This window comes from Xanthobacter sp. DMC47 (assembly GCF_056313845.1).
This window is the reverse complement of sequence record NZ_JBQUZM010000006.1, coordinates 47483-62673: the sequence shown is the minus strand read 5'-3', so window position 1 is coordinate 62673 and position 15191 is coordinate 47483. Positions and strand designations below refer to the sequence as shown.

Sequence of the window (15191 nt, the reverse complement as noted above, 5' to 3'; positions counted from 1 at the left end):
GCGGGCTCTGCCCTGGCGGAAAAAGTGTGGGATCGGAATCCCGGCAAGCATGTCCCGTCGTTACCGTCGCCGTTGCGGCGCGCGGACAATAGCGTGTCGCGGCGGCATCGCAACTGCTCCGCGGCGGCGAGGCGTGCTCACTCCTTGTCCTTCAGCCGCGAGAGCGCGGAGAAGGGCGAAAGCGCGGCGGCATCCTCGGCCGGCGGCTCGAACACCGCGCCGGGCTTGCGCGGGTAGGGATCGACGCCGAGGGCGAGGAACTCGCACAGCAGCGCGCCCACATCGATCCGCCCGTCCACGATCTCGTCGGGCGGATCGATCCCGTTTTCCTCGTCCTCCTCCGAGCGCACATAGCTGCCGGCGGGGGCAAAATGGACGTCGATCTCTTCGTCGAGGGGCGCGTCGAACGGCTCGAGCGTGACCCCGCAGGTCTGGCGGACCGTGGCCGTGAGTCGGCCGGAGACGCGCACGCCTTCCTTGCCTTCGGGCACCAGGTGAAGCGCCGCCACGATCCCTTCGGCGTGCAAGACGCCGATGTGACGGGCAAGCGCCGCCGTGGTCTCGGCATCCAGCTCGAGCTTCAGGTGGAGGCCAAGCGGCGGGAGGTCCGCGACAGAGATCATGTAGGAATAAGGAAGGTCGCTCACTGTCCGGCCTCCGGCGCAGGCCCGTATTCGGGATTCGGCAGCGCCAGCACGCCCCGGGCGAAAGTTTCAAACGGCGTATCGGCAAGGCGCTCGGCTGCGTTGCGAACGTAAGCCGCGAACGGATTGGCCGCCGGCGCCGCGCCGTCCGTGCCGAGAATGTTGCGGGCGAGCGCCAGGGCGAGCAGGTCGTTGCCGGACGCGGCCAGCGCGGTATCATATGCCGCAGCACGGCCGTAGAAGGCCTCGCCGACCTTCTTCATCTTCTTCGGAACGGTGAGGTCGCCCACGCCCAGTTCGCGCATGGTGGCGTCCATGTCGGCGGCGAAGGCGTCGAAAATCTCCTGCGACATGGCGCGCGCGATGTCGTCGCCGCCCTTCAGGCGGTGGCAGACGAGGACGGTGTGGAGCACCACCATTTCAAAGCGTCCCTCCAGCGTATCGGGAACGCCGAAGTCAGTGTAGAACTCCGCCCGCCGCGACTGTGCCACGATCGCGCCATACAGGCGCTCGATGGTCTCGCGGGACTTGGCACGCTTTGACGAGCGGAACAGGTTGAGCATTTCGGATCCCGGGCCCAGGTCCGGCGGCAGTTGAACGGGCAAGCGGCGTAACGCGCCCTCGCCCGCATGGCAAGGGGCGGTAGCCGAGGCGGCGCGCCGGGGCGCCGTTCACAAGGACAAAGATGGGGATGCGTGTGGCGTCACTTGACACGAGGCACTGGCACACGAAGACCGAGCGGAACACCTCACGCCGGAGGCTCGGGCCTGCGGCGACCGCCACGCTCCTGCTCGCCGGTATGGCGCTCGCCGGCTGCGACCAGGTGGTCGTGAACGGCACGGGCGGCCAGCTCACTGGCGTCGTTCGCACCTATCAGCGCGGCTACGTGCTGGCCGAGGGCGCGCTCGATCAGGTTCCGGTTGGATCGAGCCAGGAGCAGGTGCTGCTCGTGCTCGGCACGCCCTCTACCGTTGCGACCCTGAACGGCGACGCTTTCTTCTACATCTCCCAGACCCAGCAGCGCGTCGCCTTCCTCAAGCCAGAAATCACCGAGCAGAAGGTGCTGGCGGTCTATTTCGACAAGAACAAGCGGGTGACGCGCATCGCCCAGTATGGGCTCAAGGACGGCAAGGTGTTCGACTTCGTGTCGCAGACCACGCCCACCAGCGGCGAGGAACTGAGCCTCATCCGCCAGATGATCGGCCTAATCACCTTCTGATCCGGGGGCTGGATCGCGAGAGGGTCTGGCGGGGCAACGCGCCGGGCCTTGACCTTCGCCGCAAATGGCGCTCCCAAGGACCCGGGCGGCACGGGAGACCGGCCGCCCCTTCCGCAACGTCCGGAGCGACGAGCCCCAACCGATGGCCAGAACACTCGGACAGGACCTCGCCGCCGCGCTGCGCTTCTATTCCCGCCTGCCGCTGCCGGCGCGGGATGACACCGCCTTCGCCCCCCCCGACATCGACCGCATCGCCTACGCGGTGCCCATCGCCGGCGCGGTGCTCGGCCTGATCGGGGCGCTGGTGCTCATCCTCGCCATGGCGTTGAAGCTTCCGGCGTTTCTTGCCGCCGTGCTGGCGGTGGCGGTGCTGGCGCTGGCCACCGGATGCTTCCACGAGGATGGGCTGGCCGACACCGCCGATGGGCTGGGCGGCGGCCGCGACCGTGCGCACAAGCTCGCCATCATGCGCGACAGCCGCATCGGCACCTACGGAGCGACGGCGCTGCTGCTGGGGCTGCTGCTGCGGATCGGCGCGCTGGAGGCGCTCGCCGTCTCGGTCGGCCCGCTCCGCGCCGGGCTCGCCCTGATTGCCGGCGAGGCTGCCTCCCGCGCCGCCGGGGTGCTGCTCATCGCCGCGCTCCCCCCTGCCCGTACCGACGGCGCCGGCGCGTCCGTCGGCCGCCCCTCGGAAGCGGCGGCGCTGTCCTGCGGGCTGGTCGCCGCCCTGATCGTCTCGGTGGTGATGGTGGCGGCCTTCGGCACCGGTGCAGCCTTTGCCGGCCTGATCGGGCCGATCCTCGCTCTGCTCGTGATGATGCGCCTCTCCAGCCGGCTCATCGGCGGGCAGACCGGCGATGTGGCCGGCGCCACCCAGCAGGTGGCGGTGATTGTGTTCCTCCTCGGCGTGCTTATCTTCGGCGGACGGTAGGCGAGCGGCGATTCCCGCCCCGCCAGCCCGAAGGAGCCGAGCGCACAACCGCGCAGCCATGATCGAACCGTCAGCACCCCGGACCCTTCCAGCGGCGAACGCCACCGTCACGCCTTGCATCAAGCTGTGCGTGGTGGAGCCCTTGAGCGGGCTGTGCATCGGCTGCGGACGAACGCTGCGCGAGATCGGCGGCTGGGCCTCCTTCTCTGCGGAGGCGCGCGACCGGATCATGGCCGTCCTTCCCGAGCGGCTGGCACGTCTGAAGGAGACGGCGCCGGACGCCTTCCTGGAATAGGCCGCCATGCGCAGCGACCGCCTCCTCTGGCTTCTCCTGATCGGCCTGTTCGCCGGCGGCGTCATCCTCGCCGTCAACCACGAGCAGGGCGAGGTGGCCGGCATCGACATCAACAAGTTCGGTGCGCTGGTGGGCCAACTGTCCATCGCCGTATTCGTCGGCGCAGCGGCCTGGTCCATCTTTCGCGGACGGATCGCCGAATCGCTCATGGCCGCCGCCTTCTGGCTGGTGCTCGCCGCCCTGCTGGCGCTGGGCTACACCTATCGCGATCCCCTCGCACAGGTTGGCCGCAAGGTGCTGGCCGAGGTGGCGCCGGGCTATGCGGTGAACCTCGCGCAGACCGGCACCAGCATCGTCGAGGTCACGCGCGGCGCCGGCGGTGACTTCGCCGTGCGCGCGGGCATCAACGGCTCCGGGGTGAGCATGCTGGTCGACACCGGCGCCTCGTCCGTGGTGCTGACCCACGAGGCGGCGCAGGCGGTGGGCCTGCCGGTGGACTTCCTGAAGTATGACGTGCCCGTGGATACCGCCGCCGGACGGACACGAGCAGCCGCCGTGGTGCTGGACACCATAACCATCGGCAGCATTGTCGAGCGTCATGTGCCGGCTCTGGTGTCGCCGGCCGGGGCGCTGCGCACCAGCCTCCTCGGCATGAGCTTCCTGTCGCGCCTCGAAGGCTTCGAGTTCCGCGGCGACAAATTGGTCATGCGCGGCGGAAAATGATTGTATTTCCGCTGGCTGCCGGCCTCGGTTAGGTTTTCGGGCGTCCGCCCCCCCCGGCCTGATCTGCGAAGCCCCATGCGCGTGCCCACAGCGACCGATCTCCAGAAGGAACGCGCGATCCTGTTCGCGATCCTTCTCGATTTCAGCGTCTTCGTGCCTTACCTCGTCACGGTGTGGCGCATCGGCTCGGTGGCCATGCTGGCGGAGATGCTGCGCGGCGGCCTGCTGCTGCTGGTGGAAGGCCTCGCGCTGGTGACGCTGCGCGCCGCCCATCGCGGCCGCCTGTATTTCTACGATTTCGGCATCGGCAAGCTGGAGCGCATGTTTTCGGCCGCTATTGGCGTGCTGCTGTTGCTGGCGGCCGTGTTCATCCTCATCAAGGTGATGGATTCGACCGAATCCGAACCCCTGCCCCCCTTCTGGGTGGCGGCCGCCCTGGCCCTCGTCATCTACAACCTGTTCACCAATCTGGCGCCGCTGGTTCCGCTGTGGCGGGCGACGCGCGCAGGCACGTCCATCATCGTGCTCAGCCAGTTCCGGGCCCGCATCGCCAAGGCCGTCGCCTCGGTGACCGTGGTGGTGTGTGTCGCACTCGACGTCCTGTTTCCGCACTCCGAGTTGGGGCTGGCGGCTGACGATATCGGCGGGCTCATCGGCGCGGCCTTCATGGTGGTGATCGGCGGCGGCATGATCTCGGAAGCCCTGCCCGACCTGCTGGATCGGGCGCTGGCCGAGCCGTTGCAGATGAAGGTGAATTCCGCACTCGCCGCCTATTTCGATCGCTATGAGCAGCTCATCAGTGTGCGCACGCGCAAGTCCGGCAATGTGGCCCATGTGGAGATCACGGTGGGCTTCGCGCCGGGGCGCACCATCGCCGATGTCAGCTCGGTGACGGAAGCCCTGCGACAGACGCTGACTTCTGCCATTCCCGACGCCGACGTGGTGGTGATCCCCACGCCCTATGATCCTGCGGCAGAGGCGACCTAGAGCATCTCCAGCCCGACCTTCCGGCGCGGCGGGGGAAAGGCCTTGTCGATGGCGGCCAGGTCTTCGGCGTCCAGCACCAGATCGCGTGCGGCGGCGTTCATCTCCACATGCTCGATGTGGCTCGCCTTCGGGATGGCGATCACGTCGCCGCTGCGCATCACCCAAGCCAGCGCCACCTGGAAGGGGTCCACCCCGTGCTTCTTGGCCACGCTGCCCAGTGCGCCGCCGCGGGGCAGGCGGGCCTGCTCGATGGGGCTGTAGGCCATGACCGGAACGTGCGCGGCGCGAAGCTCCGGGAACAGGTCGAATTCCGGCCCGCGGCGGCTCGGGTTGTAGAGCACCTGGTTGGCCGCGCAGGCAGTCCCGCCCCTGATCGCGAGCAGTTCCTCCATGTCGTCCGTGTCGAGGTTGCTCACGCCCCACAGGCGAATCTTGCCCGCCTTCTGCAGCGCCTCGAATCCGGCGACGGTCTCGGACAGGGGATGATTGCCGCGCCAGTGCAGCAGATAGAGGTCGATCACATCGGTCTTCATCCGCTTCAGGCTGCGCTCACAGGCGGCGGCGACGCCCGCCCGGCTGGCATTGTGCGGATAGACCTTGCTGACGAGGAACACCTCGTCCCGGCGCCCGGCGATCGCCTCCCCCACCACCTCCTCGGCGCCGCCATCGGCATACATTTCCGCCGTGTCGATGAGCGTCAGGCCAAGGTCGATGCCCCGCCTCAGGGCCTTCGCCTCCGTTGCGCGCGCCGTCGAGCGCTCACCCATGTACCAGGTGCCCTGGCCGAGGGCGGGCACCGTCTCGCCATTGGAAAGGGTCACGGTCTTGGTCATGGCGGTTCCTTGGGGCTGCTTTCCGCTGGCGGGTTGCGGGCGACCATAACGCCTGCTTCTGGGAGGTCCAGAGCCGGCCTGCGGCAGGGGGACGCTGCGTAGATTCACGCGCTTGACCCCTTCTGCCGCGTTGCACACAAGCGGAACATGGGCATCGGGTTGGGATTCAAAGGCTTGCGGGTGGCCGCTGCCGCACTGTTTGTGCTGGCGCAGTTGACGCTCGGGTTTGCCCATCAGCCTGTCGCCCTGCCCTCCTCCGAAGCGCCGGTCGATCTTGCAGCCTACGCGTTGCCGGACGGGACGCTGCCGGACCTCTGCCTCAACGGTGGAGACGCGGGAACGGTACTCAAGGCGCATCCCTGCGACGCCTGCGTGCTCACATCGGCGTCCGGCCTTGCCGCCGAGCCGCAACCCGCGCTGGCGGCGCCCGATGCGCGGCTTATTGCCCATCTCTCCCTGCGCAGCGATCGCCGGACGGGCGAGGAGGCCCGTGGCGCGCAGGCCCGCGGGCCCCCCGGGAACGTGACCCAGAGCTGAACCGGCGCGGGAGCCATCCCGGCGCCTCCGGTCCCTGCCGCTGACGCGGCCTTTCGGGTTACGTCCATGTCAGACACGCAATCTCACGCGCCATCAGAGGCGCTTGCGCGCGCCCGCGCCGCCATGTCCGCCGAATTCGGCGCCGCCACCCGCACAGCGTTCGATCCGGCCCGCCGCGCGCCGCGCCGCCTCTTTCACACCAACGGCTTCAACCCGCCCCGCCCCATCGAGGCGGCCGCCCGGCGCGGCTGGTCGGGCCGGTGCCCGGCCTGCGGCGAGGGCGCCCTGTTCGGACGCTGGATGCAGGTTTCGCAGACGTGCTCCCATTGCAACGAGGCGCTGGGCCATGCCCGCGTTACCAATGCCGTGCCGGTGCTCGCAATCCCCCTCGCGCTGCTGGCCGGATCGCTGGTGGGCGGCATTCTGGAGTTGCTGAGCGACCTGCCGCTGGCGGTCGAGCTGGCGGCGAGCGAACTCGTCGCCGTGGCAGCCGCCTTCCACGTGCTGCCCCGCGCCAAGGGCCTCGCCGTCGGTCTTGCCTGGGCCAACCATGTGGGAGGTTTCGATCCGCTCCGCCATCTGGTACCGGACCCGGAAGCCCCAGCCGCCCTGCCCTCTCCCGCCCTGCCCCCGCCCGTCGAGGTCCCCTGAAACGCAGAACGCCGGCGGGAGCACCGCCGGCGTTCGCTTATCCGAGGGTTGGGGGCGCGATCAGGCCGCGTCGTAGAGCCGGCGCTCCAGCAGCGGGCTGCCGCCCTTGACTGCGCCATGCAGCGCCTTCGCGGCAGCGAGCACCGCAAGGTCCACCAGCGGCTCGACGATGATGACGAGCATGTAGGCGCCGCCGAAGCTCGCCACCGAAGTGAGGTTCTCCGCCGCGAAGCCCTGGCCGTAGACCGCCCAGAACGCCACCCAGCCCACGATGCCGGCCTGATAGGCGGTGGAGAGGGCGAGCGCCTGGCCGTACTTCAGCTCCACATAGGGCGTGCCCGGCGCCAAGATGCGGCGCGCGACGGCGGCGACGCCGAACAGCGGCACCAGCAGGGTGGTCACGTTCATCCCATACTGGGGCAGGTCGAACGGCGCGAAGAACAGGCCCTGGATGAGCAGGCCGAAGGCGAGCCCGAGGGCGGCCGGGGCAGCACCGAACATCAGGAACAGGGTCGAGCCGAGGATGAGGTGGACTTCCGAGACGCCCACCGGATAGTGCGGCAGCACCTCAAAGAAGCTGAACACCAAAGCGGTGGTGGCGAAGGTGCGGCCCGCCAGCGAGAGGACGCCGCGCTCGCGCGCCGCCTCATAGGCAAGCTTCAGGGCATAGCCGCCGGCGGCGGCCGCGGTGACATAGCTGAGGCCGATCTTGGCCCCGTCGACGAGTCCGGGTTCGATATGCATGCAGGTCTCCGTTGCCGTCTCACCCGACGGCCCGAGGGGTGTCATCATGCGACCGGCCGGTCTCCTGACTCGCGGGTCTACGCTCACCCCCGCCTTCCCGGCCGGCCCGAGGGGGCTTTGGCCAGTGGCATGCTGGAAGATCGCTCGCCGCTCACAGTCGCGGGGGCGGTTGGGGCTTCGGGCCGGATCATGCGGATTGGCTCCGCAGGTTCAGGCACTACCCCATTCCCGTTTCACTCCGGATGCCGTGGCAACCGGAGCACCGTTCGCATGCGCAGCAGGCACCCAACACCTCCGCGCTGTCAAGCAATCCCGCAGGCACGACGCGCCGGGACCGTTTGGCCCGGCGTGTCGTGCGAGCGCGTTTCCGGCCTCAGTGTCCGGAATGGGTGCTGCCGGAGGCGCCGAGGCCCTCGACCTGGAACTGCACGGGCACGGTGCCGGCCTTCTCGAAGGTCAGCGTACCGTCCACGGAGGTGCCTTCCTTCAGTGGGCTCTTCAGCTCCAGGAACATGATGTGGTAGCCGCCGGGCTTCAGCTCGACGCTGCCACCGGCCGGGATGGTGAGACCGTCCGGAACCGGACGCATGATCATGACGCCGTCCTTCATGCCCATCTCATGGATCTCGACCCGGCCGGCGAACGGCACGCTGGCGGAGATGAGGCGGTCGGGTGCGGTGCCGGTGTTCTTCACCACCAGATAGCCGGCAGCGACGCTCGCGCCACCCGGCGTGGCCCGCGACCAGGGATGGTCGATCTGCAGCGTGCCCGCCTTGTAGTCGTGCGCCATGGCCGCGCCGCCCGCGAACACGACGGTCGCGACCGCTGCCGCGATCACGGCGCGGCGGGTGAGATGGAAGATGGACATGGCCTACTCCTCAGGTGTTGCGCCATTCCCGCGCTGAGTCGGAAAGGCGTGGATGTAACAGCAAAGCTCGGTTCAAACTGAGGCTTCCCCGGGGGGGGCAGCCTCGGCGGAGCGTGCGCGGGCCCTATTGCGTCTGCGCACGGAAGAAGGCCGCACGGCCGGTTGCGGCCGCATCCACAGGAGTGTGGTGAACATGCCTTCCAAGAGAGGGGCGACGACGAAGGCGGCGGACGCCTTGTCGGTGGGCGGCTTGAACACGAGGCTCACTCCGCCGCCCAGTCGAGCGCTCCCGCAGCGACGGATGGCGCCGGGGCTCTCGATGCGCTCGACATTCACCATGGACCGCGGTCGCCGCCAGCGTGGAGCTGGTCCAGCAACGCGATGACCACGGTGAAACCGGCGGTCAGGCGTTTAGCGGAGGCCCTTGCGACGTGCGTGGCTCATAACGCTGGAGGCCCGGTGCGGGCGGGCTCTCCATGCCGGAACGCGCGGCGGGAAGCGGTGCGGCTACAGGCTGGCCGGCCGCCACAGACATGGGCAGCAAGGGCGACAGCAAGGAGAATGCGCACAGCGGGCAGCAGGCGGAATGATCCGCGTCCGTCTGTCCCGGGCCGGAATGCCCCGGCTGAGGGTGGGAATTGTTCTGGATGGAGGCGCAAAGACTCGGGCTGGCGCCGTCCATGGCGGCGAAGGTCATGCGCTGCGTCGCCAGTCCCCCGACGATGACCTGCAGCAAAAAGGCATAGGCCAGCAAGACGCCAAACGCGCCGCGCCCCAACCTCGCCAGTTGCTGCCGCCCGACCACCGTCCGCTCCGTGAGTCCGATCCGTTGCGTCGATGTTAATGGCATCACGGCGCTTGTCATCCTGAAAGCGCGGCGCGCGGCGGCGGCCCCGGTTCAGGACCGCCTTAACGGACTGCCCAGGATGCGCGCAATGCTGCGCCATTGCAGGCTTTTCAGGTTCTTCAGCTGCAGCGCCGGATTTGGTCTCGAGATAAATTCAATTAAATTTATAGACAAACTAATTCAGGTTCGTAGAGTAGCCGGCATCGATTGGCCGGCACCCGCATCGAACGCGCATCGCCCGCCGGTCTCCGTCCTCCGGGAGCGACGTCATGGCCGCGCGCCAGCTGCATCTGAACGTGAACACCCTGAACGCCGGCTTCTACAGCTCGGCCTGGCGTGCGCCGTCGTCCGATCCCCGCGCCTATGCGGACATCGCCCATTACGTGAAGGTCGCGCAGATCGCCGAGCGCGGCACCTTCGACGCCATCTTCCTGGCCGACGTACCGTCCTTTTCCGATCGTCCGGATCTGCGCCCGTTCCAGGCGCTGGAGCCGACCATCGTGCTGGCGCATGTGGCCGCCGCCACCGAGCATCTGGGGCTGATCGGCACCGCCTCCACCAGCTTCAACGACCCCTATAATCTCGCCCGCCGCTTCGCCTCCCTCGATATCGCCAGCAATGGCCGGGTGGGCTGGAACATCGTCACCACCGCCGATGCCGCAGCCGCCCGCAATTTCGGCACCGACGAGCTAGAGGCCCACGCCAGCCGCTATGAGCGCGCCGACGAATTCGCCGACGTGGTGACAGCCCTGTGGGACAGCTGGGAGGACGACGCCTTCGTCGGCGACAAGGCGTCCGGCCGCTTCATCGACACCGCCAAGGTCCATCCCATCGAGCATCGTGGCCGCCACTTCTCGGTTCGCGGGCCCCTCAACGTGCCGCGCTCGGTACAGGGGCGGCCGGTGCTGGTGCAGGCGGGTGGCTCGGCGGACGGCATCCGCCTCGCCGCGCGGCATGCGGAAGCCATCTTCTCCGTCGCCCACACGCTGGAAGAGGCGCTAGCCTTCGCGGCCTCGGTGCGTACCCAGGCCCGCACCTTCGGCCGCAGCGGCGACGACATCGTGATCCTGCCCGGCCTCGCGACCATCATCGGTTCCACCGAGGCGGAAGCCCGCCGCCGCGAGGAGGAGCTGTGGGCGCTCAGCCCCGGCGACTACGGGCTGCGCCGCGTCGCCGGCATCCTCAAGGTGGATCCGTCATCGCTCGACCTCGACGGCCAGCTGCCGGAGGTGGCCCGCCCGGTGGACGGGATGCAGACCTTCTTCGATGCGCTGGTGGGCGCGGCGGACCGCGAGAAGCTCACGGTGCGCCAGCTCATCCGGCGCTTCGGCGGCTCCACCGGCCACCGCGTCATCGTCGGCACGCCGGAGGCCATCGCCGACGACATCGAGGCCTGGTTCACGGCCGGTGCCGTGGATGGCTTCAACCTGATGCCGGACGTGCTGCCCGAGGGCCTTGAGGTCTTCGTGGATCATGTGGTGCCGCTGCTGCGCAAACGCGGGCTGTTCCGCACCCACTATGCGGGCCGGACGCTGCGGGAGCATTTCGGCCTCCCCCGCCCCACCAGCCGCTTCGCCCCCGGAAAGCCGGCCGCAGAGCTGGCCGTCTGACGCCGACCGCGCGCGCATCGTCGCCAAAGCGGGTGACCGCTCCTCATCCACGGGACCAGACCATGACCACCCCCGACATCGCCGCCCTTGCCCGCCTTGCCGCCCAGGCACAGGCCGATCTCGCCCGCATCGGGGAGACCGGAACGCACTGGGTGCCTCCGGCTGAGGGCATCGACCACAACGTAGTGGTGGTGGGTGCGGGCCAGAGCGGCCTTGCGGTCGCCTTCGGCCTGAGGCGCGCCGGCATCGGCCGGGTCAGCGTCATCGATACGGCGCCGGCCGGTGGCGAGGGCATCTGGCGGGGCCCCGCGCGCATGACCATCCTGCGCACGCCCAAGGTGCCGCCTGGCCCGGAGCTGGGCCTGCCCAGCCTCTCGTTCCAGGCGTGGTACGAGGCCGCCTACGGGGTCGATGCCTATGCGGCGCTGCCGACCGTGCCGCGTGAGATCTGGGCGGACTATGTGGCGTGGTTCCGCACAGCTTCCGGTGTCGAGGTGCGCAATGGCGTCACCCTCGCGCGGGTGGAGCCGCAGGAGGGGCGGGAAACCGAGGGGCGCCTGCGGCTCCATCTCACGGCGGACGGGAAGACCTTCACCGAGACCACCCGCAAGCTGGTGCTGGCCACCGGCATTGCCGGCGCGGGCGGGCCGTTCATCCCCGATGTGGTGGGGGGCCTGCCGGGCCAGCTCTACGCCCACACCCACGATTTCGATCCCAAAGCCCTCGCCGGCCGCCGCATCGCCATCCTCGGCTCCGCCGCCTCGGCCTTCGACGCGGCGGGGGCGCTGCTGGAGGCCGGTGCGGGGGCGGTGGACCTGTTCTCGCGCGGCACCGACCTCGCGCGCGGCTCGGCCCTCAAGCCGTTCGGCTTCTTCGGCGCCTGGGAGCATTTCCACGCGCTGCCAGATGCCGACCGCTGGGCGGCGATGGCCCACTTCCGCCGCCGCGCCTCGTTCCCGCCGCCGGCGGCGGTGAAGCGGGCGGTCGCCCATGACAACTTCCGCATCCATCTCGACGCCGGCTGGCGCGCGGTGGAGCGGCACGCGGACGGCGTACGCATCACGCTGAATTCGGGCGCGACCTTCGACGCCGACTTCATCCTGCTCGGCACCGGCTATCAGGCCGACGCACGGCTTTTCCCGCCCTTCGCCGATTTCGCCCCCGCCATCGCCCGCTGGTCGGACAAGGTGGCGGTGGACGAGGCCGACGCCGCGCTCGCCAGCGCCCCCTATCTCGGCCCGGCCTTCGAGCTCAAGGAGACGGAAAAGGGCGCGGCGCCCTTCCTCACCGACATCCACTTCCTCGCCTTCTCGGCCATGACCAGCACGGGGCGGCCTGTCGGAGACATTGCGAGCCTGCGCCACAATATCCCGCGCGCGGTGGCCGCCATCGGCCGCGACCTGTTCGTCGCCGATCGGGCGAAGCACCTCGCGCGCTTCCTTGCCCCCGTGGGCTCCGACGATTTGCCGCGCGATCTCTACGCCTGCGCGCTCGCAAGCGCCGACACCCTGGCCGCCGCCGAATGAGCCACCGCCTGCCCCCATCCATTCGCTCCGGAATGCCGAGATGACCGTCCAGCAACCGCCGCCCGCCTTTGTCGCTACCGCTCCCGGCCAGCCGCAGCAGGTGGTCGCGCTCGATCTGGTGGACCTCAGCCCACGCGGCGCGGCGACGCCCGCCCGCTCGCGCTTCGGCAAGAGCGCCCGCTTCGCCTCCCGCGCGCTGGTGCCGGGGCTGCTTCTCGCTGTCTGGCAGGCGAGTTCCAGCCTCGGCTTCGTCGCGCCGGAGGTGCTCCCCTCCCCGGCCGACATCATCTCGGCCTATGCGGAACTGATCCGGACCGGTGAGCTTCAGGCCGCGATTCCCGCCTCCCTCGCCCGCGCGCTGACGGGGTTGGCGCTGGGGGCGAGCGTCGGGCTGGTGCTCGGCCTCTTCGCCGGCCTGTGGCGGGTGGGCGAGGAATTGTTCGATGCGCCCCTGCAGATGCTGCGGACCATCCCGTTCATCGCCATGATCCCGCTCTTCATTATCTGGTTCGGCATCGGCGAGCAGGCGAAGATCGCGCTCATCTTCGGCGCCACCATCTTCCCGGTCTATCTCAACACCTATTCCGGCGTGCGCGGGGTGGACCAGAAGCTGATCGAGGCGGCGCGGGTGTTCGGCCTCTCCCATGGCCGCATCGCCACCCGCGTCATCATCCCCACGGCCTTGCCCTCGATCCTCGTCGGGCTGCGCTTCGCGGCCGGCGTGTCGCTGCTGGCGCTGGTGGCAGCGGAGCAGATCAACGCGCGCTCGGGCATCGGCTTCATCCTCATCAACGCCAACCAGAACCAGCGCACCGACATCATCATCGCCGGCATCATCGTCTACGCGCTGCTCGGCATCGTCATCGACCTCGTGATGCGTCTGGTGGAACGCCTCGCCCTGCCCTGGAGGCCCAGCCTTGTCCTTGCATAGCTCCGCTCCCGCCGAAGCCGTCGCGCTCGCCGGCCTCGATCTTGCCGCTCCTCCCGCACCCGTCCAGCCGGTGGCCGTCCGCCTTGAAGGCGTGCGCCGGGTGTTCGGCTCGCGCGCGGTGCTGGACGGCATCGACCTCGAAGTCCGGCGCGGCGAGTTCGTCTCCCTGCTCGGCCCCTCGGGCACCGGCAAGACGACGCTGCTGCGCATCCTCGCCGGGCTCGACCGGGCCGATGGCGGGCGCGTGGAAGTCGCCTCTGCCCGCTCCGTGGTGTTTCAGGAGCCGCGGCTCGTGCCGGCCAAGCGCGTGTGGCAGAACGTGGTGCTCGGCCATGTGCAGAACCGCGTCACCCGTCGCCTCGCCGCCGCGGCGCTGGAGGAAGTGGGCCTCGGCCGCCATGTGGACGTGTGGCCCAAGACCCTCTCCGGTGGTGAGGCGCAGCGTGTGGCCCTCGCCCGCGCCTTGGCCGGCGAGCCCAACCTCCTGCTGCTGGACGAGCCCTTCGCCGCCCTCGATGCGCTGACCCGCATCCGCATGCACGATCTCGTGGCACAGCTCTGGCGGCGCCACCTGCCGGCGGTGGTCCTCGTCACCCACGACGTGGACGAGGCCATCCTCATGTCCGACCGGGTGATCGTCCTGTCCGGCGGCGGCATCCGCTTCGATGCGCGCGTTCCTCTGGAGCGTCCACGCAAGCGCGGCGACGCCGGCTTCGCCGCGCTCCGCTCCCGCCTGCTCGCCGAGCTGGGCGTCGCCTCCCCCGAGGCCGGTGGCCACGCCTGACCCTTCCCGTTTTCGATCCGGAGCCTTTCCCTGTGACCCTCTCCCCGCGTTTCTCCCGCCGTCACCTCTTCGCAGCGGGCGCCATTCTCGCCACCGTCTTCGCCGCCCCGGCTTCCGCCGAGGAGCGCGTGAAGCTGCTGATCGGCTATCAGGACCTCACCGTGCCCTCAACCGTCACCGCTTCCAAGGTGTTGGAGGGCGCGCCCTATGACGTGGAATGGGTGATCCTGCCCGGCCCGGCGGCGCAGCTTTCGGCGCTCTATTCCAAGAACATCGATGTGGGCCACATGGGCGACACCTCGCTCATCATCGAGCAGGGCAAGGCGAAGGACGACTGGGTGGAGGGCAATCCCCCGCTGCAGATCATCGCCGGCTGGCGGGCCAATGACGGCAAGTATCCGCCCATCGTCACCGTGGTGCGCACGGATGCCAAGATCGACACGCTGGCCGACCTGCGCGGCAAGAAGTGGTCGTACAATTTCGGCGGCTTCAACTATCTGCAATACGTGCTCACCGGCCTGAAGGCCGGCCTTACCCCGAAGGACTACGAGGCGGTGCAGCTCGGCGACCAGAACGCCAGCGCGGCCGCCTTCAATTCCGGCCGGGTGGACGCATTCTCAGGTTCCATCGCGCCGGTGGGTGAATCCATCGAGAAGGGTGCCGCCCGGGTGCTCATCACCAGCGACGAGCTGGAGATTCCGGCCCTCAACGTCTTCACCGCCCGCGGCGACGTGCTGAAGGACCCCGCCAAGCGCGCGGCTCTCGCCGATTTCCTGGCCCGCGTGCGCACCCACTGGACCTGGTACGCCGACCATCTCGACGAGGTGCAGAAGCTCTATGAGGAGAAGGTGAAGCAGACCCCGGCGCGGGCGAAACTCACCACCCTCTACCAGAAGGCCACCTTCCAGCCGCTGGACGAAAAGCTCGTCGCCCGCGAGCAGAAGATTGCGGACATCCTCACCGACGCTGGCGCCATCCCCAAGAAGATCAACGTGAACGTCGAGTTCTATCGCGGCTTCAATTCCTCCACCGTCGGCGGCAACTGAGCGGCGAGGAACGGG

Annotated in this window: 18 protein-coding genes and 1 riboswitch; of the genes, 12 read left to right on the top strand and 6 right to left on the bottom strand. The window is 69.2% G+C overall.

Features of this window, described 5'->3' with window-relative positions; translation table 11 throughout:
- Nucleotides 1–137: 137 nt before the first annotated feature.
- Together ACT54R_RS22385 and ACT54R_RS22380 are read right to left on the bottom strand one after the other, a co-directional pair.
- Complete coding sequence (locus tag ACT54R_RS22385) at nucleotides 138–647, bottom strand: YceD family protein (protein WP_476330297.1); 510 nt, start codon at nucleotides 645–647, stop codon at nucleotides 138–140.
- A complete protein-coding gene (locus tag ACT54R_RS22380) occupies nucleotides 644–1207 on the bottom strand; it encodes a ubiquinol-cytochrome C chaperone family protein (protein WP_476330293.1) in 564 nt (187 codons plus the stop codon). Before ACT54R_RS22380 ends, ACT54R_RS22385 begins: the two co-directional genes overlap by 4 nt.
- 236 nt (nucleotides 1208–1443) lie before the next feature.
- Between ACT54R_RS22380 and ACT54R_RS22375 the strand changes: the two genes are divergently transcribed.
- The 5 genes from ACT54R_RS22375 (at nucleotide 1444) to ACT54R_RS22355 (ending at nucleotide 4799) form a co-directional block, all read left to right on the top strand.
- Nucleotides 1444–1863: an outer membrane protein assembly factor BamE gene (locus ACT54R_RS22375; protein WP_168458261.1), complete on the top strand. Its 420-nt coding sequence runs from the start codon at nucleotides 1444–1446 to the stop codon at nucleotides 1861–1863.
- Nucleotides 1864–2005: 142 nt separating this feature from the next.
- The gene (cobS, locus tag ACT54R_RS22370; protein ID WP_168457824.1) at nucleotides 2006–2794 is read left to right on the top strand and encodes an adenosylcobinamide-GDP ribazoletransferase; all 789 of its coding nucleotides are present in this window, start codon (nucleotides 2006–2008) and stop codon (nucleotides 2792–2794) included.
- A gap of 58 nt (nucleotides 2795–2852) precedes the next feature.
- Entirely contained in the window at nucleotides 2853–3089 is a 237-nt protein-coding gene (locus ACT54R_RS22365; protein WP_476330287.1) for a DUF1289 domain-containing protein, read from the top strand.
- A 6-nt stretch (nucleotides 3090–3095) separates the two neighbouring features.
- Nucleotides 3096–3812 (top strand): TIGR02281 family clan AA aspartic protease, encoded by a 717-nt coding sequence (locus tag ACT54R_RS22360; protein WP_476330283.1) that lies wholly within the window; start codon nucleotides 3096–3098, stop codon nucleotides 3810–3812.
- Between the two features lie 75 nt (nucleotides 3813–3887).
- Entirely contained in the window at nucleotides 3888–4799 is a 912-nt protein-coding gene (locus ACT54R_RS22355; protein WP_476330280.1) for a cation diffusion facilitator family transporter, read from the top strand.
- Here ACT54R_RS22355 and ACT54R_RS22350 read toward each other — a convergent pair.
- Nucleotides 4796–5632, bottom strand: coding sequence for an aldo/keto reductase (locus ACT54R_RS22350; RefSeq protein WP_476330278.1), 837 nt, complete (start codon nucleotides 5630–5632; stop codon nucleotides 4796–4798). The two genes, ACT54R_RS22355 and ACT54R_RS22350, sit on opposite strands and share 4 nt — an antisense overlap.
- A gap of 147 nt (nucleotides 5633–5779) precedes the next feature.
- On the opposite strand from ACT54R_RS22350, the gene ACT54R_RS22345 reads away from it, so the two are divergent.
- A complete protein-coding gene (locus ACT54R_RS22345; protein WP_476330275.1) occupies nucleotides 5780–6169 on the top strand; it encodes a hypothetical protein in 390 nt (129 codons plus the stop codon).
- Between the two features lie 66 nt (nucleotides 6170–6235).
- Complete coding sequence (locus ACT54R_RS22340) at nucleotides 6236–6820, top strand: DUF983 domain-containing protein (RefSeq protein WP_476330272.1); 585 nt, start codon at nucleotides 6236–6238, stop codon at nucleotides 6818–6820.
- A 60-nt stretch (nucleotides 6821–6880) separates the two neighbouring features.
- On the opposite strand, the gene ACT54R_RS22335 is transcribed toward ACT54R_RS22340, so the two are convergent.
- The 3 genes from ACT54R_RS22335 to ACT54R_RS22325 all read right to left on the bottom strand — a co-directional run bounded on the left by ACT54R_RS22335 (nucleotide 6881) and on the right by ACT54R_RS22325 (nucleotide 9237).
- The gene (locus tag ACT54R_RS22335) at nucleotides 6881–7564 is read right to left on the bottom strand and encodes an energy-coupling factor ABC transporter permease (RefSeq protein ID WP_476330270.1); all 684 of its coding nucleotides are present in this window, start codon (nucleotides 7562–7564) and stop codon (nucleotides 6881–6883) included.
- Nucleotides 7565–7601: 37 nt separating this feature from the next.
- Nucleotides 7602–7846, bottom strand: a riboswitch (cobalamin riboswitch).
- 91 nt (nucleotides 7847–7937) lie between these two features.
- On the bottom strand, nucleotides 7938–8432 hold the full coding sequence (locus tag ACT54R_RS22330; protein WP_476330267.1) for a copper chaperone PCu(A)C: 495 nt from the start codon (nucleotides 8430–8432) through the stop codon (nucleotides 7938–7940).
- A 403-nt stretch (nucleotides 8433–8835) separates the two neighbouring features.
- Nucleotides 8836–9237: a DUF2946 family protein gene (locus ACT54R_RS22325; protein ID WP_476330264.1), complete on the bottom strand. Its 402-nt coding sequence runs from the start codon at nucleotides 9235–9237 to the stop codon at nucleotides 8836–8838.
- A 311-nt stretch (nucleotides 9238–9548) separates the two neighbouring features.
- On the opposite strand from ACT54R_RS22325, the gene ACT54R_RS22320 reads away from it, so the two are divergent.
- The 5 genes from ACT54R_RS22320 (at nucleotide 9549) to ACT54R_RS22300 (ending at nucleotide 15176) form a co-directional block, all read left to right on the top strand.
- Nucleotides 9549–10889 (top strand): LLM class flavin-dependent oxidoreductase, encoded by a 1341-nt coding sequence (locus ACT54R_RS22320; protein ID WP_476330261.1) that lies wholly within the window; start codon nucleotides 9549–9551, stop codon nucleotides 10887–10889.
- Between the two features lie 62 nt (nucleotides 10890–10951).
- The gene (locus ACT54R_RS22315; protein ID WP_476330258.1) at nucleotides 10952–12415 is read left to right on the top strand and encodes an FAD-dependent oxidoreductase; all 1464 of its coding nucleotides are present in this window, start codon (nucleotides 10952–10954) and stop codon (nucleotides 12413–12415) included.
- A 40-nt stretch (nucleotides 12416–12455) separates the two neighbouring features.
- The gene (locus ACT54R_RS22310) at nucleotides 12456–13346 is read left to right on the top strand and encodes an ABC transporter permease (RefSeq protein WP_476330255.1); all 891 of its coding nucleotides are present in this window, start codon (nucleotides 12456–12458) and stop codon (nucleotides 13344–13346) included.
- Nucleotides 13339–14130, top strand: coding sequence for an ABC transporter ATP-binding protein (locus ACT54R_RS22305; RefSeq protein WP_476330870.1), 792 nt, complete (start codon nucleotides 13339–13341; stop codon nucleotides 14128–14130). Before ACT54R_RS22310 ends, ACT54R_RS22305 begins: the two co-directional genes overlap by 8 nt.
- Before the next feature lie 32 nt (nucleotides 14131–14162).
- Entirely contained in the window at nucleotides 14163–15176 is a 1014-nt protein-coding gene (locus tag ACT54R_RS22300) for a PhnD/SsuA/transferrin family substrate-binding protein (RefSeq protein ID WP_476330252.1), read from the top strand.
- The last annotated feature ends 15 nt before the right edge of the window (nucleotides 15177–15191 follow it).